17 protein-coding genes are annotated in these 20,286 nt (G+C 68.1%); 11 read left to right on the top strand and 6 right to left on the bottom strand.

Translation table 11 applies throughout. The features are described from left to right. Nucleotides 1–1,485 (bottom strand): WXG100-like domain-containing protein (locus tag ACMX2H_RS17260; RefSeq protein WP_462677836.1); only part of this gene is annotated, 1,485 nt, incomplete at its 3' end. 174 nt (nucleotides 1,486–1,659) lie between these two features. Continuing rightward, nucleotides 1,660–3,366, bottom strand: a complete 1,707-nt coding sequence (locus tag ACMX2H_RS17255) for a bifunctional 3'-5' exonuclease/DNA polymerase (protein WP_414962265.1) — start codon at nucleotides 3,364–3,366, stop codon at nucleotides 1,660–1,662. 111 nt (nucleotides 3,367–3,477) lie between these two features. Here ACMX2H_RS17255 and ssd point away from each other — a divergent pair, with 111 nt between their 5' ends. From ssd to ACMX2H_RS17220, 7 genes are all read left to right on the top strand, one after another. Beyond that, a complete protein-coding gene (ssd, locus tag ACMX2H_RS17250; RefSeq protein WP_414962263.1) occupies nucleotides 3,478–4,584 on the top strand; it encodes a septum site-determining protein Ssd in 1,107 nt (368 codons plus the stop codon). Continuing rightward, nucleotides 4,581–5,747 (top strand): TadA family conjugal transfer-associated ATPase, encoded by a 1,167-nt coding sequence (locus ACMX2H_RS17245; protein ID WP_414962261.1) that lies wholly within the window; start codon nucleotides 4,581–4,583, stop codon nucleotides 5,745–5,747. The genes ssd and ACMX2H_RS17245 overlap by 4 nt, the downstream gene beginning before the upstream one ends. Continuing rightward, nucleotides 5,744–6,550 (top strand): type II secretion system F family protein, encoded by an 807-nt coding sequence (locus tag ACMX2H_RS17240; RefSeq protein ID WP_414962259.1) that lies wholly within the window; start codon nucleotides 5,744–5,746, stop codon nucleotides 6,548–6,550. Before ACMX2H_RS17245 ends, ACMX2H_RS17240 begins: the two co-directional genes overlap by 4 nt. Beyond that, nucleotides 6,547–7,107: a type II secretion system F family protein gene (locus ACMX2H_RS17235; protein WP_414962257.1), complete on the top strand. Its 561-nt coding sequence runs from the start codon at nucleotides 6,547–6,549 to the stop codon at nucleotides 7,105–7,107. The genes ACMX2H_RS17240 and ACMX2H_RS17235 overlap by 4 nt, the downstream gene beginning before the upstream one ends. Nucleotides 7,108–7,233: 126 nt before the next feature. Further along, a complete protein-coding gene (locus tag ACMX2H_RS17230) occupies nucleotides 7,234–7,563 on the top strand; it encodes a DUF4244 domain-containing protein (RefSeq protein WP_414962255.1) in 330 nt (109 codons plus the stop codon). A gap of 102 nt (nucleotides 7,564–7,665) precedes the next feature. After that, nucleotides 7,666–8,013 carry a TadE family type IV pilus minor pilin gene (locus tag ACMX2H_RS17225; protein WP_414962253.1) on the top strand — a complete coding sequence of 116 codons (348 nt, stop codon included), beginning with the start codon at nucleotides 7,666–7,668 and terminating at the stop codon, nucleotides 8,011–8,013. Further along, nucleotides 8,003–8,446 carry an Rv3654c family TadE-like protein gene (locus tag ACMX2H_RS17220; RefSeq protein ID WP_414962251.1) on the top strand — a complete coding sequence of 148 codons (444 nt, stop codon included), beginning with the start codon at nucleotides 8,003–8,005 and terminating at the stop codon, nucleotides 8,444–8,446. The genes ACMX2H_RS17225 and ACMX2H_RS17220 overlap by 11 nt, the downstream gene beginning before the upstream one ends. A gap of 60 nt (nucleotides 8,447–8,506) precedes the next feature. Here the strand turns inward: ACMX2H_RS17220 and ACMX2H_RS17215 are convergent, their stop codons facing one another. Then, nucleotides 8,507–10,861 carry a DEAD/DEAH box helicase gene (locus tag ACMX2H_RS17215; protein ID WP_414962249.1) on the bottom strand — a complete coding sequence of 785 codons (2,355 nt, stop codon included), beginning with the start codon at nucleotides 10,859–10,861 and terminating at the stop codon, nucleotides 8,507–8,509. An 89-nt stretch (nucleotides 10,862–10,950) separates the two neighbouring features. Next, nucleotides 10,951–11,625: a GNAT family N-acetyltransferase gene (locus tag ACMX2H_RS17210; protein WP_414962247.1), complete on the bottom strand. Its 675-nt coding sequence runs from the start codon at nucleotides 11,623–11,625 to the stop codon at nucleotides 10,951–10,953. Nucleotides 11,626–11,747: 122 nt separating this feature from the next. On the opposite strand from ACMX2H_RS17210, the gene trhO reads away from it, so the two are divergent. Further along, entirely contained in the window at nucleotides 11,748–12,641 is an 894-nt protein-coding gene (trhO, locus tag ACMX2H_RS17205; protein ID WP_414962245.1) for an oxygen-dependent tRNA uridine(34) hydroxylase TrhO, read from the top strand. Between the two features lie 8 nt (nucleotides 12,642–12,649). On the opposite strand, the gene ACMX2H_RS17200 is transcribed toward trhO, so the two are convergent. Next, the gene (locus tag ACMX2H_RS17200; protein ID WP_414962243.1) at nucleotides 12,650–13,228 is read right to left on the bottom strand and encodes a GNAT family N-acetyltransferase; all 579 of its coding nucleotides are present in this window, start codon (nucleotides 13,226–13,228) and stop codon (nucleotides 12,650–12,652) included. Between the two features lie 34 nt (nucleotides 13,229–13,262). Further along, a complete protein-coding gene (locus tag ACMX2H_RS17195; protein WP_414962241.1) occupies nucleotides 13,263–15,032 on the bottom strand; it encodes a putative bifunctional diguanylate cyclase/phosphodiesterase in 1,770 nt (589 codons plus the stop codon). A gap of 75 nt (nucleotides 15,033–15,107) precedes the next feature. On the opposite strand from ACMX2H_RS17195, the gene ACMX2H_RS17190 reads away from it, so the two are divergent. From ACMX2H_RS17190 to topA, 3 genes are all read left to right on the top strand, one after another. Further along, nucleotides 15,108–16,712 (top strand): DUF7059 domain-containing protein, encoded by a 1,605-nt coding sequence (locus ACMX2H_RS17190; protein WP_414962239.1) that lies wholly within the window; start codon nucleotides 15,108–15,110, stop codon nucleotides 16,710–16,712. Nucleotides 16,713–16,794: 82 nt separating this feature from the next. After that, the gene (locus tag ACMX2H_RS17185) at nucleotides 16,795–17,448 is read left to right on the top strand and encodes an ArsR/SmtB family transcription factor (protein WP_414962237.1); all 654 of its coding nucleotides are present in this window, start codon (nucleotides 16,795–16,797) and stop codon (nucleotides 17,446–17,448) included. A 177-nt stretch (nucleotides 17,449–17,625) separates the two neighbouring features. Further along, a partial coding sequence (topA, locus tag ACMX2H_RS17180) for a type I DNA topoisomerase (RefSeq protein WP_414962235.1) occupies nucleotides 17,626–20,286 on the top strand: 2,661 nt, incomplete at its 3' end.

Raw genomic sequence — 20,286 nt, 5'->3', positions numbered from 1 at the left:
TGTAGGCCCCGGGTGTGGCGCTGGCGACGGTGTAGGCCCCGGGCGTGGCGCTGGCGACGGTGTAGGCCCCGGCGATGAGTTCGGCAACGTCGGAGGCGTGGGGAGGCCTGGCACCGGCGACCGCTTGTCCGGTGCCGGCGGCGCGACGCTACCGCCACCGGTGCCCAGAATTTGCCTCAGCCAAGAGTCCTTCGTCGCCAGGGTCCACGCGCTGTCGGCCCGTTGGGCCCAGTTGTAGGCCGTGAAGACCGAGAAAACGAACGGGACCAGCCTGCCTGGCTTCAGCACGGACGTCACCGGGTTCGCGATCGGCACCGGGGAGAGGAGCTGCGGCGCCAGTTGGGCCGTCAGCCGCCGTTGGGCCGTCTGGCCAGCGAGCTGCAGTATGAGGCTTTCGGGCCCTGCTGCCAGCACGCCCAAGAAAGAGTCGCCGTGACGGCGCGCCAGAGCCCGGGCCGCGGCCATGCGCTCGGAGGCAACGGCCGTCTGTGTCCGGGCGGAAGCCGTGGCCAATCCTCGGGTTGCGAGAGCGCTTGTCGCAGCTGCGACCCCGCGCAAGCGGTTCGACACCGCGGTGGTCCGGGCCGTCGTTGCCGCCCCCGCGGCAGCGGCTCTCGCCGATGCCGCACCCAGCGCAGCGACCACCGAGCGGAAGATGGATGCCGCAGCAGCAAGCCGTGCAGCGCCGGCGGCGCCGGAGATCCAGACCGAGAGCCCTGCGCTGACCGGTGCCAGCGCCATGCTCACGCCCAGAGTCAGGGCGACGTCGCGGGTGAAGGCCGTGGCCTCCTCAATTAGTTGCCGGTGCGCCAGTTCCACGGCCCCGGCGTACTCCTTGCATCCCTCGGCGAGGGCGTCACACCCGTCTGCCAGCACGGATGCGCAGGTCAGGAGTTCACCATGCGCGTCGCGCAGCAGCAGCACATCCGTCCCGCGAAGACCTGCCAGCACATCGATGGCCGCCCGCTCTGTGGCGGCAGCCTGTGCCCTCATCTCTCGGCCGATGTCCTGCCAGGCACCGGCGATGCTCCGCAGTGCGGCGGCATCGCCGGACGGCCAGGACACGCCGGCTGCATCGGCGATCAGCTGCCCCAATTCCGGAAGCAGCGGGAAGGTGCCGCCGACGGCTGAAGCAGGCAGCGGAAGGCAGCGCTCGCCGCCCGGAGGCGCAGGTTGCTCCAAGGCCGCGGCGGATCCCGCGGCTGCCTGTTCCGCGAACCGGTAGAGGGCCGCGGCCCACTGGGTGGAATACCGGAGCCGACCGTGGGCGGCAGCGAGACTTTCCAGACCGCGCAGCAGTTCCGCCGCGTCACGGTCATAGACGTGTCCCCAGACCGAAGCCTCCGCCTCCCAGCCTGACATCGCGGCTCCGACGCCCAGCCGGCCGTTTGCCGATGCCCGCAAATCCTCGTAGCCAACCGCTGCCGCCCCGGCCGCCGTTGCGGCCTTCTCCAAGGCAGCGGTGTCGACGGCCAGCATTCCCATTCGCATCCCTCCTCCGGCACCGGAGCGCACCCGGCCGCACGGGGGACCGAACCCGGGCCGCAGCGCCGACCGCCAACCGTCCAACCTGGGACATGACGCTACGGCGGAAAGCGAAGGCCTGCCATGGAAAGGACGCCCATTGTGGATAACTCCACGGGGAAGGGTCCGGCGGATCTACTTGGCGTCGGCGTAGGAATCGACGACCGCCACACTGACCGGGAAATCCACCGGAATCCGGCCGAAGACCAGACGGGTGGCCGCGGCGGCCGACTCTTCGACCAGTCGGCGGGCCACTTCCGTCCGGTCTTCGCGGACATGCAGCATGACCTCGTCGTGCAGGAAGAACACCATCTCCCCCACAGGGGAGCCTTCGGCAGCACAGGCGCGCAACCGGCGTCGTAGTTCCGCCAGCCAGCACAGTGCCCATTCCGCAGCAGTGGACTGCACAACGAAGTTGCGCGTGAAGCGCCCGCGGCTGCGGGCCAATCCATCCGCCCGCCGCTGCTCCTCCGCGGTGGTGGTCCGCTGGGCGGCCAGCCAGCGGTCAGAAGGCGGTGGGCAGCTGCGGCCCAGGTAACTGCTGACCACCTGCCCTGCTTCGCCGGCCCGTGCCGCGCGCTCGACCACGGCGATGGCCTTCGGATAAGTGCGGGTAAGCTGCGGCATCAGCCGGCCGGACTCACCGGTGGTCGCCCCGTACATGGCGCCGAGCATGGCGATCTTCGCTTTGGCCCGGTCGCCGCCGAAGCCCACGTCGGCAATACCTTGGTAAAGGTCTTTGCCTCGCCCCGCCGCTGCCAAAGCGGAGTCCTGTGCCAGCGCCGCCAGGACGCGTGGTTCCAGCTGGGCGGCGTCGGCGACAATCAGCTTCCGGCCGGGGTCCGGACGGACCGCGTCCCGGATCTGGCCCGGTATCTGCAGGGCACCGCCGCCGCGCGAGGCCCAGCGGCCAGTGACCACGCCGCCCACAACGTACTCCGGCCTAAAGCGGCCGTCCCGGACCCAGGCATCGAGCCACGTCCAGCCGTTGGCCGTGAACAGGCGCGAGAGCTTGCGGTACTGCAACAGCGGCTCGATCGCCGGGTGGGAATGTTCCTTCAATTCCCAGGAACTGGTGGTCTTAACCTCGATTCCCGCCCGGTGCAGGGCACGGATGAGCTGCTGAGGGGAGTCCGGGCTGAAGTTGGGATTGGCCAGCTCCTGTCCGAGCTTGATCGCCAAATTCTCCAGTTTTTCCGGCCGCTGGCCTTCCCGCGGCCGTGCTCCCAGATGCGAAGAGAGGATGTCCAAGTGGATGTCCTCGCTCCACGGAACTCCCGAATGCTCCATCTCGGCCGCTATCAGGGCGCCGGCTGATTCGGCGGCCAGCAGCAGTTGCAGCCGGCCGCGCTGTGGCGAGGCGGCAACAGCGGCCAATTGGTCCTGCAACTCCGCCACCAGGTCTTCCAGAGCTGTCCCGCTGGCCTGCGGTGCGTCGAAGAGCGTGAACTGGTCCGGGGACGGCTGCAGCGGTGGCAGCTGGCGGGGGAGTTCATCGTCCTGGTGCACCAGCGGCTTCTCCCGGAGCGCGCGGATGTATTCAGTGTCCGGGGCGTACACGGACAGCGACAGGATGCTGCGGACCAACGCCAGATCGTGGCTCCGGTCCACGCCCGCCCCGGCGGCGAGCAGCGGCAGATAATCATCACGAGTGGATTCGAAGACCCAGCGGGGCGCCTCTGCGTCGAGGTTCCGGACCGTCTCGGGGAGTTTTCCGGCGGGCACGACGACGGGTGCCGCGGCGGGCGCGCCCTGGGCGTCGGTGCGCTGTAGGTACGCTGCGGGTTCCATCCCTGCAGGCACGGAAACGTTCCGCGCAGCGGACGCCAGGACGATGAACACGCCTTAATTCTCCCCTGACCTGTCCTCCACAACCGCACGGCTGGCCGCCGCCATGCACATCGGCAAGGCGTGCTGGAGCCACACCGGCAGAACCCGCGGAACGATCGGAGCATGCCAAGACACCAAACGGGCAAGGAACGTGCGGCATGGAGACCAGACGCAGCGACCGACGTCGTGCTCCTGGGCGGCACAGAGAGCCTGCGTGATGAAGTCGCCCGGATCGCGGCGGCTGCGGGGCTGGCGCTTCGCCCCGCGGACCCGACGGGAGCGCTGGCGTCTGCGCCCGGTGCCGCCCCGGTGCTGTTGGGAACCGGGTACGCCCGGACGCTGCGGACGGCTGCGGAACTCGTCGTGGTCGGTTTCATCGACGAGGCGCCCGCTCTCTGGGATCTGGCTGCCTCGACCGGTGCGGGCCGGGTGGCTGTGCTTCCCGACGGCGCGGCATGGCTGGCTGAACACTTGAGCCGGACCCGGCGGCGTGAAACTGCGGGGAAAGTAGTGGCCCTGCACGGCGCCAGCGGAGGAGTGGGGACTTCGGCGCTGGCCGGATGGCTGGCCGCGGAGGCAGCGCGCTCCGGTACGGCCACCGTGCTGGTGGATGCTGATCCGCTGGGCGGCGGGCTCTCGTCCGCGCTGGGTGCAGCCGACGTCCCGGGACTGGTCTGGCCGGATCTGGCGGAAGCGCAGGGAACGGTGAACCCGGTCCAACTTGCCGCGTCGCTGCCGGCCATCGCCGGCTTCTCGCTGCTGTCCTGGCCCGGAGCCGGGAAAGAAACCCTTCCTGAGGTGCCGGCGGCTGATACGGCGGCGGAGATCATGTCGGCCGCTGCGGGCGCTTTTGGCCTGGTGGTTATTGACGCCGGGCGCCTGGGTAGCAGTCCAGACATCAGGCGACCCGCGGACGACATAGTTCTGCTGACCAGGGCAGATCGGCGGTCCAGGCGGGCTGCGGCGACTGCAGCCGCGGCTGCACATGGCACGGGTGCCAGCATCCACGTGGTCGTCAGGGGGCCGCTGCCGCCGGGGACCGACGAACACCTGGTTGCCGACGGGCTGGGTGTGCCGCTGGCCGGATACCTGCCGCAGCTACGGGCGGTGCCGGCCAGCCAGCGCGACGGCCGTCTGTTGGAGCTGGCCTCCCACAGACGGATCCGCGCGCTATGTGCCGGCTTGCTGAACCGACTGGAAAACGGACACCAACCGGGGAGGCTGGCGTGAATGGCCTGGGTCGCGGGCGCCGGGCGGCACCGGCGGAGGCCCGCGAAATCAGCATGGAGCCCTTCCGCAATGCGGTGTTGTCGGACCCGTCGCCGGTGACCGGTGCCCGGCTGGCGGCAGCAGTCCAGTCCAGCGGAAGGTTGTTGGGAACGGCCGGTACCTTGCAGGCCGTCGATTCACTGGCCGCGGAGCTGCGCGGTCTCGGGCCGCTGCAGCAGCTGGCCGATGCCCGGGTGACCGACATTCTGGTGAACGGCCCGCACGATGTCTGGACCGACGGCGAGGGCGGCTTGCGCCGGGCCGAGGTTGCTTTCGGCAGCGATGCCGATGTGCGGGCACTGGCTGCACGCCTGGTCGCGGCCGGCGGGCGCAGGCTTGACGACGGGAATCCGTGCGCGGATGTGCACCTCGCCGGCTACCGGGTCCATGCCGTGCTGCCGCCGGTCTCCACCGGCGGCACGCTCTTGTCGATCCGCCTGCACCGCCCGCGCCGCTTCGCACTTTCGGAACTGCTGGCCACCGCCCCGCAATGGCAGCCGTATCTGGAAGCTATTGTGCTCCGGCGGCTGAATTTCCTGATCTGCGGCGCAACCGGGTCCGGCAAGACCACCATGCTCGCGGCTCTGCTGGGGACCGTCTCGCCGCGGGAACGGATGGTTTTGGTTGAGGACGCCGCCGAGCTGAATCCGGGACACCCGCATGTGGTGGGCCTGCAAAGCCGGACCAGCAATGTCGAGGGCAGCGGAGCAGTCGGAACGGCAGAGCTGGTCAGGCAGGCTCTGCGCATGCGCCCGGACCGGCTGGTGGTCGGAGAATGCCGTGGGGCGGAAGTCCGGGAGTTCCTGGCCGCGATGAATACCGGTCACGCCGGTGCCGGCGGCACCATCCACGCGAATGCGGCGTCAGCCGTGCCGACACGGCTGGCTGCGATGGGCGCGCTCGCAGGAATGAACGCCGATTCGATCGCGTTGCAGGCAGCCAGCGCGCTGGATTTGGTGATTTCGATGCAGCGGACCGATGCAGGGCGGTGCGTGCAGGAAGTCTGCCTGCTGCAAACTGGCGGCGACGGACGTTTGCAGACCCTCACGGCATTGGCTGCCGACGGAGCCAGCGTCCGGCACGGCCCCGGCTGGGACGAGCTGCGCGGACGGCTGTTCCCGTGACCGGGTTTGCTGTCTTCGTGTTGACGGCGGCCGCCTGCCTGCTGCTGTTGCCCTCGAGGCAGCCCCTCCCGGCGGACACTAGCGGGGGCGTCCGGCCCAAGGCCTTCGGCAACGGCAGGAGGAGCAAAGCCGCTGCGGCGCAATTGGACCAGTTGCCCCTCTTCGTGCGGCAGCTGGCCGCGCTGCTGCGTTCGGGGCGTGCCCCGGCACAGCTCTGGCCGGACATGCTCGCGGTCTACGTATCACCGGGACGGCCCGACGAAGAGCGGCAGGGCAGCCGGAAACCGGGCGGGCCCGGGCTCGCGGCCGCTGTGCCGACGGAACACTTCCAGCTACTGCTGCCCCGTCTGCAGGCGGCAGCCCAAGCCGCGGAGCTGGGCATGGGGATCGGACCGGTTCTGCGCCGGTCTCCGCCGGCCAGCGGCAGACAGTCGGATACTGCCGCCGCAGCGGCACAACGCATGTGGCTCGACCTGGCCTCCTGCTGGGAGGTTTCCGAAAGGACCGGCGCGCCGCTGGCGCTGCTGCTGGAGAATTATGCGCGGCACCTGCAGGATCGACTCGATGGCCGGGCGGCGCGCCGGACTGCGCTGGCGGGACCGCGGGCGACGGCCACCCTGCTCGCCTGGCTGCCGCTGCTGGGACTCGGACTGGGAACCGTCATGGGCGCCGACCCCGTCAGCACGCTGCTGCTGTCAGCGTCGGGATGGCCTGTCCTGGTTGTTGGAGTGGCGCTGATGATTGGCGCCCGCCTCTGGTCGCGCGCACTTGTGCGACGGGCCGCAGGACCGGATGCCCTGTGATCCCGATCCTGACGGGCGCACTGCTCTTCGGGGCCGTGTTGCTGCTATGGCCTGGGCTGTCCGGGTCGGGGTTCATCCCGGCAAAACAGGCTTCCGACGTAGAGCGGGGGAGGCGCGGTGATGAGGAAGCGCCCGAAGACCCGGCCCTGCAGTTGGACGTGCTGGGCGCCATGCTGGCCGCGGGGCTGTCCCTGCCGAGCGCCGTGGCCGCCCTCGCCGCCTCCACTCACGGAGCCCAGCAGCCAGCGCTGCAACGGGTCGCCTCGGCGCTGTCGCTGGGCGTGGACTGGCTGGAGGCCTGGGCAGTCGGGGGCCGCGGACCCGGGCTGGATCTGCTCCGCGACTCCTTGCGCTTCGGTGCCGCCACGGGTGCCCCTTCGGCAGCGGTGCTCTTCGCCCAGGCCGACCAACTGCGCCGCCGGCGGCGGCAGGACGACCAGCAGCGCGCGGCTGCGCTTGGGACCAAACTTGTGCTGCCGCTAGGCCTATGCGCCCTTCCCTCCTTCATCGCGCTGGGAGTTGTGCCGGTACTGGTCGCCCTCGTGCCCCGGTTGTAAGCATTCCTCCACAGCGCAGCGGAGGCCCCGGTTATGCACCGGCATCAGATCGACCCTGCCAGCCCAGTGACGTTGTCCGGGAAGCTCGAATGACCGCAATCCGGCGGTCACATCCAGGAGGAAAATATGTCACTGTCACTGGCACATAGGCGGACCCGGACAGCACCCAACCGGCTGCCCCTGATCCCGGCGCCATTGGAGGGGGCCAAGACCGAGCAGGAAGAAACCGGGCGGCTGGCGGAGGTGATTGCTTTTCCCGCCGAAGGAGCCAACGGCCGGGCCGGAAAGACCCGGCGAGAGGCGGGCGGTTCCGAGGCAGGGATGGCGACGGCCGAGTATGCCATTGCGACACTCGCCGCGGTGGCGTTCGCTGGTCTCTTGGTTTTAATCCTGCGCAGCGGCGAAGTCCGCGGCATGCTCACGCGCCTGGTGGAACTCGCGCTGACGGCGGTCTGACAGATGCGGAGCCGCCGCGGACCAGTCCGTCACCGCCGGTGCTGTGTGGCTGCGAACGGCCGGTGCACCATTGAACGGGGCAGCGTCACGGCGGAATTTGCCGTGGCACTGCCGGCGGTCGTCGTTGTGCTGGCGTTCCTGTTGGTGGGTGCGGCGGCCGGGGCGGCCCAGCTGAATCTGGAGAAGGCAGCCCAGGCAGCGGTCCGACAACTGGGCCGCGGCGAGGCCAAGGCGGCAGCCGCACACACCGTTCGCTCGATTGCCGGAGACGAGGCCGTCCTCGTGACTGACAGCGGCAGCGGCGGCTGGGTGACTGTCCGGGTCACCGCATCGGTGCCCGGGCCCTGGCCGGAGTTCGGCGGGTGGACACTGGCCGCGGAGGCCACCGGTCCGGTCGAGCCAGGCGCCGACCCGGCGGTTCCGGCGGGAGCAGGCAGCGGTGGCCGGTAACGAGCTTCCGCCGTCCCGGACAGCCACACGCCGGTCGGCAGCGAGTGCATCCTCCGGGCAGATCGAAGACAGCGGGGCCGGGACCGTCCTTGCCGTCGGCCTGGTGCTGCTGCTGTGCCTGATGCTCGCAGTGGTCATCTCGGTACTTCAAGCGGGATTGGCATCGGCGCGGGCCGGCAAGGCAGCGGACCTGGCTGCCTTGGCCGGTGCCGATGCCGCCCGCGGGCTGCTGGCAGGTGACCCTTGCAGCCTTGCCGCGGAAGTAGCAGGCAAGCAGCAAGCCGAACTGTCCGCGTGCAGCCGATCGGGACCAGGCGGTGTTGTGGTCGACATACGTACCCGGACCGCGCTGCCCGAGGTCTTTGGATGGATCAACGGGCAGTGGACGCATGCCGACGGCCGGGCACGGGCGGGGCCGCCGCCGGCGAGATGAGTGATCGCCGGCGGGCCGGACGCAACCCCTCATCCGTCGCCAGGCAACGGCGCTGTCCTGCTACACCGCCGTTGCTTGGCGGCGTTCTGCCGGGGCAGGGCCGGCGTGGGAGAGCAGCGCCTCAATCAGCGTGACCGCTCCGGACTTGTCCAGCGGATTGTTCTTGTTGCCGCATTTCGGCGACTGCACGCAGGACGGGCAGCCGGTGTCGCATTCGCAGGAACGGATGGCGTCCCGGGTGGCCGCCAGCCACGTCCGCGCCGCTTCAAAGCCGCGTTCGGCGAACCCCGCCCCACCGGGATGGCCGTCGTAGACGAAGATTGTCGGCTTGCCGGTGTCGGCGTGCAGGGCCGTCGACACGCCGCCGATGTCCCACCGGTCGCTGGAGGCCACCAGCGGCAGCAGCCCGATGCCCGCGTGTTCGGCGGCATGCAGGGCGCCGGGAACGCGCGCGGTGACCAAGCCGGCGGAGGCCAACTGCTGCTCGCCGATGGTGAACCAAACGGCCTTGGTAAACAGTTCCCGGGCACCGAGGTCCAGCGGTTCTTCGCCCAGAATCTCATTCGAGATGAAGGCCTTGCGCTGGAAGGAGATGACTTTCGTGGTGACCTTGACGTCGCCGAAGCAGGCCTGGACCTCGCCCCAGTCCTCGGTCCGTTCGGCTCCGAGCACCTCAATCTGCGTGATGTCCCGGGCCTGCGTGTAGTAGTCCGGATTGGCGCGGGTCACCATCGCGCAGTGGTCCTGCTCGTTGAGTTCATCCACCACATACGTCGTTCCCTGATGGACATACACCGCACCGCTGTGGGCCTGATAGTGCGACTGCGGCGAGTCCATGGTTCCGAGCAGGGTGCCGGACTCCGACTCGACAATGCTGATCGGCCCACCGCCGTCGGCCCGCAGATTGACCATGGCGGCGGCGCTTTCCGGATGGGTCCAGTACCAGCCTGCGGGCCGGCGGCGAAGGTAGCCTTCGGTCGTCAATCGGTCGAGCAGCCCCGGGGCCGCCGAACCGAACAACCCGATGTCCGCCGGGGTCAGCGGAAGCTCCTGGGCCGCCGCGCACAGGTGGGGGCCCAGGACGTAGGGGTTCGAGGGGTCGAACACGGTGGCTTCCACGGAGACGTCGAACACCGCTTCGGGGTGGTGCACCAGATACGTGTCCAGCGGGTCATCGCTGGCCACAAAGGCAGCGAGCGCGTCTTGGCCGGACCGGCCGGCCCGGCCGATCTGTTGGAACAGGGAAGCGCGGGTTCCGGGCCAGCCCGCGACCAACACGGCGTCCAGTCCGGAAATGTCGATGCCCAGTTCCAGCGCCGAGGTGCTGGAGACTCCCAGCAATTGCCCGGACCGGAGCTTGGCTTCCAGTTCGCGCCGTTCCTCCGGGAGGTAGCCGGAGCGGTACGCTGCGACCCGCCCGGGCAGCGAGGGATGGACGTCGTCCAGCAGCCGCTTAGTGATGGAGGAAATCGTCTCGGCGCCGCGGCGGGACTTGATGAAGGCGATCGTGCGCACCTGCGCGGACACCAGGTTGGCCATCAAGTCGGACGTCTCGGCGACCACGGTCCGCCGTTCCTTGGCTCCGTTCTCGCCCTTAAGCTCCGTGAGCTGAGGCTCCCAGAAAGCCACCGTCGTGGACCCGTGCGGCGAACAGTCTTCGGTGACGGCCTCGGCGTCCGCGCCGATCAGCCGCCCGAACGAGGTTCCGGGGTCGGCGGAGGTGGCCGAGGCCCCGATAAACACCGGATCGGCACCGTAGCTGGCGCAGATCCGGCGCAGCCGGCGCATCAAGTTGGCCACATTCGAGCCGAACACGCCGCGGTAGCTGTGCGCTTCGTCGATGATCACGTAACGCAGTCGGCGGAAAAACCGCGCCCACCACGCGTGATTGGGAAGGATGCCGAAATGCAGCATGTCCGGATTGGCCAGGACGAAGTTGGCATGATCCCGGATCCAGCGGCGGGCGCCGGGGTCGGTGTCGCCGTCGTAGGTTTCCGCCCTGACGGTCGGCAGCTTCAGCGCCTTGATCGCGGCCAATTGGTCAGCTGCCAGTGCCTTGGTGGGGGCGAGATACAGGGCGACGGCGCCGCTGGGCTCCAAGCTGACGGTGTCTGCCAGGGCAGTCCGGTGGATGGCATCCAGCGCCGGCACCTGGTAGGCAAGCGATTTTCCGGAGGCGGTCCCGGTGGCAATGATCGTGTGCCGCCCGTCGTGGGCGCTCTCGGCCGCCCGAACCTGGTGCCGCCACGGCTGGTGCACGCCGAGCATCGCGTAGGCGGCGCGGACATCGTCGTGCACCCACCGCGGCCAGGGCTCGATCACGGCCTCCCGGGCCGGGAGTTCGCGGACGTGCACCAGCTGCTCAGGCTCCGGACCGGAACCGAGCAGCGGAATCAAGGAGTCGTGCAGGGCCACCCAAATATTGTGTCATCACCTCGGGAGGCAACCGGCACTGCTCCCGGGACCGCCGGGCGGTTCGGTGCCGGAGCGCCAGCCTGAAGGGATCAGTTGTCCGTGGCGGGCTTGAGGATCATCACATCGCAGACGGTGTCCCAGCCCAAATGGTTGTAGAGCATCTGGCCGTCGTGCGAGGCGATCAACAGGCCGGTATCCACCATGTGTTCGAAGGTGGAAGCGATCAGCGCGCGCATCACGTGCGTGGCGAGTCCCCGGCGGCGGTAGTTGATGTCGGTTTCGATGTGATCGAAGACCGCGACATTGTCGACGACGGCGACCACGCCGTGTGCGGCCTCGTTGCCTTCATGCACAACGCGGACCCGGTGGACGTTGCCGGTTTTCTCCAGCTCGGTCTTGAAATCGGGATCGCGGTACCACGGATCCTCGGCGTCCTGTCCGGACATGTCCGTGACCATCAGCGACTGGGCATTGTGGTGGACGCGCAGGCCGTGCTGCGGCGCCAGCTCGTGGATCCGCCGCGCGTCGCGGGTCAGGACCGTGAAAATCCGCCCCGAAGACTTGGTGGTGTCGCGTGCTACGGCAGCGAACTCTTCATCGCCCGGCTCAAAAGCAAAGTATTCCCAGTCTCCGGTCTTGTCGGCCAGCAGCACCGCAGGGTGGCCGGAAACCTCTTCGGAGGAGTAACCCCGGCAGGCTGACCAGCCGGCAACCCAGACGGAAAGGACATCGTCCGGAACGTCAGTCGTGTATTCGTTGCCCATAGCAGGACTGTACCGAACAGCGGCCCCGTCCGGCAGTTGAAAGCGATGACAACCCTGTCACAATCGCAATATCGGCGCCAGCAGGCAATTTTGGAGTCCTTACCACCGCGTAATCTTGATGGGTGGCTTTGAACCGGATTGTGCTTTATTACGCTTTTACCCCGCTGCCGGACCCGGATGCCGTTCGGCTCTGGCAGCGCGCGCTGTGCGAGAAACTCGGCCTGCGCGGCCGGATCCTGATCTCCAAGGACGGGATTAACGGCACCGTTGGCGGGGAACTGAACGCCGTGAAGCAGTATGTGAAAACCACGCGCGAGTACCCGGCGTTCCGCGACCTGGACGTGAAATGGTCGGACGGCGGGGCAGCGGACTTCCCGCGCCTGAGCGTCAAGGTCCGTGACGAGATTGTCTCCTTCGGCGCGCCAGGCGAGCTCAAGGTGGACCAAGACGGAGTGGTTGGCGGCGGCAAGCACCTGCGCCCGGAGGAACTGCACCAGCTCATCGACGCGAAGAAGGCAGCGGGCGACGACGTGGTCTTCTTCGACGGACGCAATGCCTTCGAGGCGCAGATCGGCAAGTTCAAAGACGCCATCGTCCCGGACGTCGCCACCACGCACGACTTCATCAAGGAACTGGACTCGGGCAAGTACGACGACCTCAAGGAAAGGCCGGTGGTCACCTACTGCACCGGCGGGATCCGCTGCGAAGTCCTCTCCTCCCTGATGGTCAACCGGGGCTTCCAAGAGGTCTACCAACTCGACGGCGGCATTGTGCGCTACGGCGAGACCTTCGGCGACGCCGGACTGTGGGAGGGGTCGCTCTACGTTTTCGACCAGCGCATGCACCTCGAGTTCACGCCGGACGCCAAAACCATCGGAGCATGTGTCCGCTGCCAGGCACCGACCAGCAAGTTCGAGAATTGTTCCAACGCCGACTGCCGCCAGCTGACGCTGTACTGCTCGGCGTGCGCAGCGGACCCGCAGACTCTGCGCTGCCCGGACGGCTGCCCCGCCTAGCGGACGGTTTACACGGCCGCGGTCTCCGGCCACAGCCCGGCGGTCGCATCCTGCGGTTCGGTTTCCTCCACTTCCGTCTTGAAGACGCTCATGCCGCGCGCCTGGTAGTTGGCCACAGCGGCCGGGCCGTCCAACGAGCAGGTGTGCACCCAGACCCGCTGCACGGGCGGGAACCCGTCCCAGCGACCGTCCAAGCGCCAGGCCTGCCGGATGCCTTCGGCCAGCAAGGCACCGCCCAAACCTCGGCCGATCGCCTCGGGGAACAGGCCGAAGTACATGATTTCGACGTCGGTGCCCGCCCCGGCGGGGCGGCCCAGCAGTTCCACGTAGCCGGCCGGCGCGCCGGAGGTGTACAGCACCCAGGTTTCCGAGCCGGGTGTGCGGACCACCTGTTCCCACTCGCTGCGGGTGAGCACCAGCCGGTCGGACCAGTTCCAACTGCTGCCCACGCTCCGGTAGAGGAACTTGCTGAACTCCGGGCTGATGCCGCTGACCCGGACAACGGCGGCGTCGTCCGGCAGCGGACGCGACCCGGGAATCAGCTGGGCAGGATCGGTTTGTTCAAGGTGGGTGGTGGTGACGAGCATGCAGTCATTTAACCACCGGGCCACCGTGCCGGGCTCACCGGACCGCCGCAGGCTGCGGCCGCTGGAGTGCTGCCAAGGCCTGGGCGCCCGGCAGATCGGAGGCACTGGCGGGGCGGGAGATGTAGTAGCCCTGAGCGGTGTCGCAGCCCAGCTCCCGCAGCACCTCCAGCTGCTCCGGCCGTTCGACGCCCTCGGCTGTCACTGTGAGACCCCACGCGTGGGCAATGTTGATCAAGCCACCCACGAAAGCGGCTTCGCGCTCGGAGCTGTCGATGTTGTCAATAAAGGACTTGTCGATCTTGACCGTGTTCAGCGGCAGGTCGCGCAACATTCCCACCGAGGAGTATCCGGTGCCGAAATCGTCCAGATCGACGCCGATGCCGGCCTCGCGAAGCTGGGCCAACTGTTTGATCGCCCGGGGGAAGTCCGCGATCGCGGAACTTTCGGTGATCTCCACCCGGATCAGGTCCGCCGGGACGCGGTGCGCTGCCATGGCGGCCAGCAGTTCGCCGACCACTTTGTTCGCGGCAAGCTGGATCGGCGAGACGTTGATGGAGACGGTCCGCGGGCTGCCGGCCGCCAGCCAGGCGCCGGCCTGGGCACAGGCCTCGTTGAAAACCCACCGGCCGATCTGCTGGATAAGGTTGACGCTCTCGGCCACCGGGATGAATTCCGAGGGCGGTACCGGCCCAAGGACCTCGTCGTGCCAGCGCAGCAGGGCCTCCACTGCCATCCCGCCGCCGGTGCCCAGGTTCAGCAGCGGCTGGTAATGCAGCCGGAAACCGCCCGCCGCCACCGCCAACTGAAGCCTGCGGCGCAGCTGGGCCTGGCGGGCAACCGGCGCCGTTTCGCCGCGGGTGCTGAGCCAGACCACCCGGCCTTTCCCGGCGCGTTTAGCCGCCAACATGGCGCCGTCCGCCTGCCGCAGCAGCACATCCAGTTGGCTCAGTTGTTCTTCCTCGACCACGTCGGATGCCAGCGCCAAACCAATGGAAGCGGAAATATGCAGCTCATGGTCGTCGAAGGGGAAAGGTTTAACTGCCTCGGCCAGAATGCGGTCGGCGATGCTGCGGGCCTGTTCGGCATCCACATCGACCAGCAGTACGGCGAACTCGTCGCCGCCCAGCCGGGCCACAATGTCGCGGCCGCGCACGGTGCGCTGCAGCCGGCCGGTGAACCCGGTCAGGATGCTGTCACCAGCCCGATGGCCGAACGTGTCGTTGACATGCTTGAACCGGTCCAGGTCGATGCAGAGGATCGCCACGCGGCCGGGATCGCAGTCGCCCACCAGCTCTGCGCCGCGCTCGTCGAGCAGCCGCCGGTTGGGCAGCCCGGTCAGCGGGTCGTGCATCGCGTCGTGCTGGAACAGCGCCGACACTTCTTCGAAAATCCGCGAAACGGCCACTACCCGGGGGCCGTCGGGGCCGACCACCAGGAAGTCCTCGTACCGGGCACCCGGCGGCCGGTTCAGGATCCGCCGCGCGGCCTGCGTCATGGACAGCTCAGGGGCCACCGCGAAGGAATGCTCGGGCCGCAGTTGGCCCACGCGGGTACGGCTGTTGAGCGCGCGGCCATAGCCCAGCCGCCCGCTGAGTTCCGACTCCAGCCGCTCGCGCAGCAGCAGCCAGTGCCCTCCGTCGGCCTCCACCGCCACGGCTTGCAGTGAGCGGTCGGCCTGGAACCAGCCGTTAACCTCCATGATCAAGGTGTCGGCGGCGACCACCGGAACCTTCTGCCCCAGTTCACCGACCCGTTGCGGCCGGTCCGCGCGGGGCCGGTCCGCGTCGTTGGTACCTGCATCCATGCCCCAGTGAGTACCACACGCAAGCGGCGCCCGGGTGAACGGCAGGGAAACCGGCCGGCTCACTAGACTTGGCAGGTGGACTTTGCAGATTTCTCACATGTGCCCGGTGCCCCGGCCAGCAGCAACCCGCGGCTGCTGGCGGATCTGGCCGCCGACCTGACGGAGCTGGACTACAGCGTCGACGGGGTGGCCGAACTGCTTGGCGCCGAAGCCTGGGCGGCCTTTGACCGTGACCAGTTGGTGCCGGCCGAGCTGGCCACCAGCCGATCGCTGGAGGATCCGGCACGCGGCCGGTTGGCCGCCGTCGTGCGCTTCTGGCTCTTGGGCAACACCGTCGAGCCGGAGCAGCTGGCACCGGCGTTCCCGCGGACAGGGCTGGACGGACTGGGCGTGCTGGGCCTGCTGGAGCACGACGACGGCGCGTTGCGTGCCGCCGTCGACCTCCGTCCGTATGGCTTTGGCAGCACCGAACTGTGGGTGGCCAGCGATCTGGGCGCGCACCAGCGGCCCGGCGTCCTCCGGCGCGACCATGTGCTGGGCATCGGCCAGGCCTCGCTGACCTTGGCCCAGCTGACGGTGCGTACCGATGTGGAGCGGGCGCTGGATCTTGGTACCGGCTGCGGCATCCAGGTGTTCCACCTGCTAGGCCACTGCCGGCACGTCACGGCGACCGATATCTCGGAGCGGGCGCTGGCGTTTACCCGGTTCAACCTGGTGCTGAATGCCGGTGCCCTCGGCTTGGATCCGGAACGTCTGGGTGCGCGCGTCAGCCTGCGGCTGGGCAGCCTGTTGGAGCCCGTGGCAGGGGAGCGCTTTGACCTGGTGGTGACTAACCCGCCGTTCGTGATCACGCCGCGGCGGCCGGCAGAGCGCGCGGAGGAGCAGTTCACGTACCGCGACGGCGGCCTGCCCGGAGACGACATTGTGGGTTCCCTGTTCCGCACGCTGCCGTCCGTGCTGGCCGACGGCGGGGTGGCACAGATGCTGGGCAACTGGGAAATCCCGGCCGGCGCCGCCACGTGGCACGCCAGGCTGGAGCAGTGGCTGTCCCCGGACACCGATGCTTGGGTGATCCAGCGCGAACAGCTCAGTCCGGCGCAATACGCGGAAACCTGGCTGCGTGACGCTGCGGAGAACCGCGATCCCGCGCTGTTCGCGTCGGCCTACGCCGCCTACCTGGACGACTTTGACTCCCGGGCGGTGGAAGCCGTGGGCTTCGGCATGGTGTGGCTGCGCCGGCCCCCGGCGGGCTCCGGGCAAACAAGGGAGGCTGCGCTGCGCCGGTTCGAAGAAATCACCTACCCGATCGAACAACCCATTGGCCCGCATCTGGCAGCAGCTGTGGAGCGCTCCGACTGGCTGGCCGCCCACGCCGCCGACTTCGGCCGCCAGCATCTGGAAGTGGCCCGGGACGTGACCGAGGAGCGGCACCAGCGGCCCGGCGCGGAGCATCCCGGCGTGATCCTGTTGCGTCAGGGCGCGGGGCTGCGCCGGGCCAACCTGATGAGCACCGAACTGGCTGGGTTCGTATCAGCCAGTGACGGCGAACTGGACGTGGACCAGATCATCGGCGCTCTGGCCTCGCTGCTGGGCCGGACCGAACCCGACTTCGCCCGGCAGCTGTCCGATGAGGTGCGGAACCTGGTAGCGGACGGGTTTCTGGTCCCTACCGGCCAGTAAGCCTGATCGTTTCCTGATTGCAGCCTGTGGGAATGAGGAACACCGGCGCCAGCGGCGGTGAGCGGCATTACACTTACTGATCATGACTAAGGGTGCAACCACGACGACCGGCCGGTCGTCCGCTGCTGCAGCGGACCCCCAGCGGGAGCCGGCAGCCGGGGACAGGGTCAATATTTCTGATGCCCGGGCAATCCGGGCACTGGCCCACAATGTGCGGTTGAAGGTCATCGAGGAGCTCTTCGATACACAGCAGCCTGCCACCGCCACGGAACTGGCCCAACGGCACGGGCTGACGCCCAGCGCCATGAGCTACCACCTGCGGGCTTTGGAGAAGTGGGGATTCGTCAAACGGTGCGCCAACCAAGGTGACGGACGGGAGCGGCACTGGCAGGCGGCTGCAGGGCGCCTGGACGTGACCAGCGTCGCGGACAGCCGTGCCGCCACCTTGGGCGTGGTCGATGTGGAACTGAACGATCTTCGTGAACGTCTGTCCAAATATGTCAAACGTGACAAGCAAGCGCCGGATCCGGACACCTGGCGGCAGGAAGGACACCTGGCGGCGCTGAGCACCGGACGGTTCTATCTCACCGAGGAACAGCGCAAGGACCTCGGCCGGCGGATCGGCGAGATCCTGCTGGAATTCAGCCCGACCACCAACCCGGAGAACAGGGGAGAGGGAGCGGAGAAACTGTACTACGTCTTCTCGTTCCTGCCCGGCGACATCGACAACGACTAGGCCCGCGTCCGGGCTGCCGCCAGCCTCCGGTGGATGCCGGAGCCAGTCGCTGCTGCAGTTCGTGTGTTCTGGTTCGCGGTACTGTTGCGGCTAACCTAGTGCTGACGGTCCTCCGCCCAGCCGGGTTGGGGGACGTACTTACAAGCGCATCAACATCTTTCTCTACGTAGGAGCACAGTGCCAGCCAAGGCCCGCGAAAAAACCGGCAAGAAACTCGTCATCGTCGAGTCTCCCGCCAAGGGCAAAACCATTGCCGGATACCTCGGCGAGGGCTTTGAGGTCACAGCATCCATGGGTCACATTCGTGATCTGCCGCAGCCCTCGGACCTGCCTGCTGAACTGAAAAAGACGTCGGTCGGCAAGTTTGCGGTGGACATCGAGCACAATTTCGAGCCCTACTACGTGGTGTCGCCGGACAAGAAGAAGAAGGTGTCCGAGCTTAAATCGATGCTCAAGGACGCCGACGAACTTTATCTGGCAACTGACGGTGACCGCGAAGGCGAAGCCATCGCGTGGCACTTGCTCCAAGTGCTCCAGCCCAAGGTGCCGGTGCACCGCATGACTTTTAGCGAGATCACCCGGGAAGCACTGCAGCGTGCCCTGACCGAGGTCCGCGACGTCGACACCGACCTGGTGGACGCGCAGGAAACCCGCCGGATCGTGGACCGGCTGTTTGGCTATGAGCTTTCACCGGTGCTCTGGCGCAAGGTCAAGGCAGGCCTGTCCGCGGGCCGCGTGCAGTCGGTGGCCACGCGGTTGGTGGTGGAGCGTGAACGCGAGCGGATGGCTTTCCGGGCGGCTTCCTACTGGGACCTGCTCGCTACGGTGCAGCCCGAGGACGCGTCCAAGGGTTCGGCGTTCAAGGCCAAGCTGGTGTCCGTCGATGGCGGCCGGGTTGCCGTCGGCAAGGATTTCGACGATCTGGGCCGGCTGAAGGCCCGCTCGGCCGTCCATCTGGACGAGGCCGCCGCCACCGCCTTGGCGGACTCGCTGCGCAGCGCCGAGTTCTCCGTCCGGGCCGTGGAGAACAAGCCCTACACCCGCCGCCCGGCCGCGCCGTTCACCACCTCCACCCTGCAGCAGGAAGCGGCGCGCAAGCTCCGGTTCTCCGCCCGCTCCACCATGCAGGTGGCGCAGAAGCTGTATGAAAACGGCTACATCACGTATATGCGTACCGACTCGCCGGCGCTGAGCGACCAAGCTGTCAACGCCGCCCGCCGCCAGGCCTCGGAGCTGTACGGACCCGAGTACGTCCCGGATTCCCGCCGGATCTACCAGGGCAAGGACAAGAACGCCCAGGAAGCCCACGAAGCCATCCGGCCCGCCGGCGATTCGTTCCGCACGCCCGGCCAGGTCCGCAGCCAGCTGTCCAACGACGAGTACCGGCTGTATGAGCTGGTCTGGAAGCGCACCGTGGCTTCGCAGATGACCGATGCCAAGGGCTCGACCTCGACGGTGCGGTTGGGTGCCATCGCCGGTGACGGCCGGGACGCCGAATTCACCGCCTCGGGCACCGTGATCACTTTCCCCGGGTTCCTGGCCGCCTATGAGGAGGGCAAGGACGCCGGTCGGGAGGAGGACGACGACGCCACTGGCGGCCGCTTGCCGAACCTCGCCAAGGGCGATGCCTTGGAAGCCCAGTCGGTCGACGCCGTCGGCCACGAGACCTCGGCACCGCCGCGCTACACCGAAGCGTCGCTGATCAAGACGCTGGAAGACCGCGGTATCGGGCGCCCGTCCACCTACGCCGCCACTATTTCCACCATCATGGACCGCGGCTATGTCCGTACCCGCGGTTCCGCTCTGGTGCCGAGCTGGATTGCGTTCTCGGTGGTTCGGCTGCTGGAGGAACACTTCAGCGACTACGTGGATTACGACTTCACCGCCGAGCTGGAAGAGGACCTGGACCGCATTGCCCGCGGCGAGGCCAGCCGGACCGAATGGCTCTCCGGCTTCTATTACGGGGACCGCAAGGAAACCGGTCTGAACACCGTGGTCAATGATCTGGGTGAGATCGATCCCCGCCAGATCAACTCCATTGACATTGCCGACGGCATCACCCTGCGGGTGGGCAAATTCGGCCCCTACCTGGAACGCAACGGCAACGCCGAAGGCGAGGAGCCGCAGCGCGCCAACGTCCCCGACGATTTGGCTCCGGACGAGCTGACGGCGGAGAAAGCCGTCGAACTGATGGAGACCCAAGGTCCGGGCGAGCGTGAGCTCGGCAAGGATCCGGAGACGGGCCGGACCATTGTGGCCAAGGAAGGCCGGTACGGCGCCTACGTCACCGAAGTCATCCACGAGCCGACGGCGGAGGAACTGGCTGCGCAGCCGGTGGAGTACTACAAGAACGGCAAGCCGAAGCCGCCGAAGAAGCCCGCAAAGGTCAAGCCGCGCACCGGGTCGCTGTTCAAGTCGATGAGTGTGGACACGGTGACCCTCGACGACGCGCTGAAGCTGCTGAGCCTGCCGCGTGTGCTCGGTACCGATGCAGAGGGCGCCGAGATCACGGTGCAGAACGGCCGCTTCGGCCCGTACCTGAAGAAGGGGACGGATTCGCGGTCGATCGGATCGGAAGAGGAGATCTTCACCATCACGCTGGAGCAGGCGCTGGAGATCTACTCGCAACCGAAGACGCGTGGCGGCCGTACCGCCGCCGCACCGCTGGCCGAGTTCGGCGTGGACCCGGTGTCGGAAAAGAACATCGTGGTCAAGGACGGCCGCTTCGGCCCGTACATTACCGACGGCGTCACGAACATCACGGTGCCTCGTTCCACCAGCCTCGAGGACCTGACGCGCGAGCAGGCCGTTGAACTGCTGGCGGAGAAGCGCGCCAAG

The sequence above is a fragment of the Arthrobacter sulfonylureivorans genome (genome assembly GCF_047607445.1).
Classification (GTDB): Bacteria; Actinomycetota; Actinomycetes; order Actinomycetales; family Micrococcaceae; genus Crystallibacter; species Crystallibacter sulfonylureivorans_A.
Note: the sequence above shows the minus strand (reverse complement) of the source record. Positions and strands in the feature narration are given on the sequence as shown.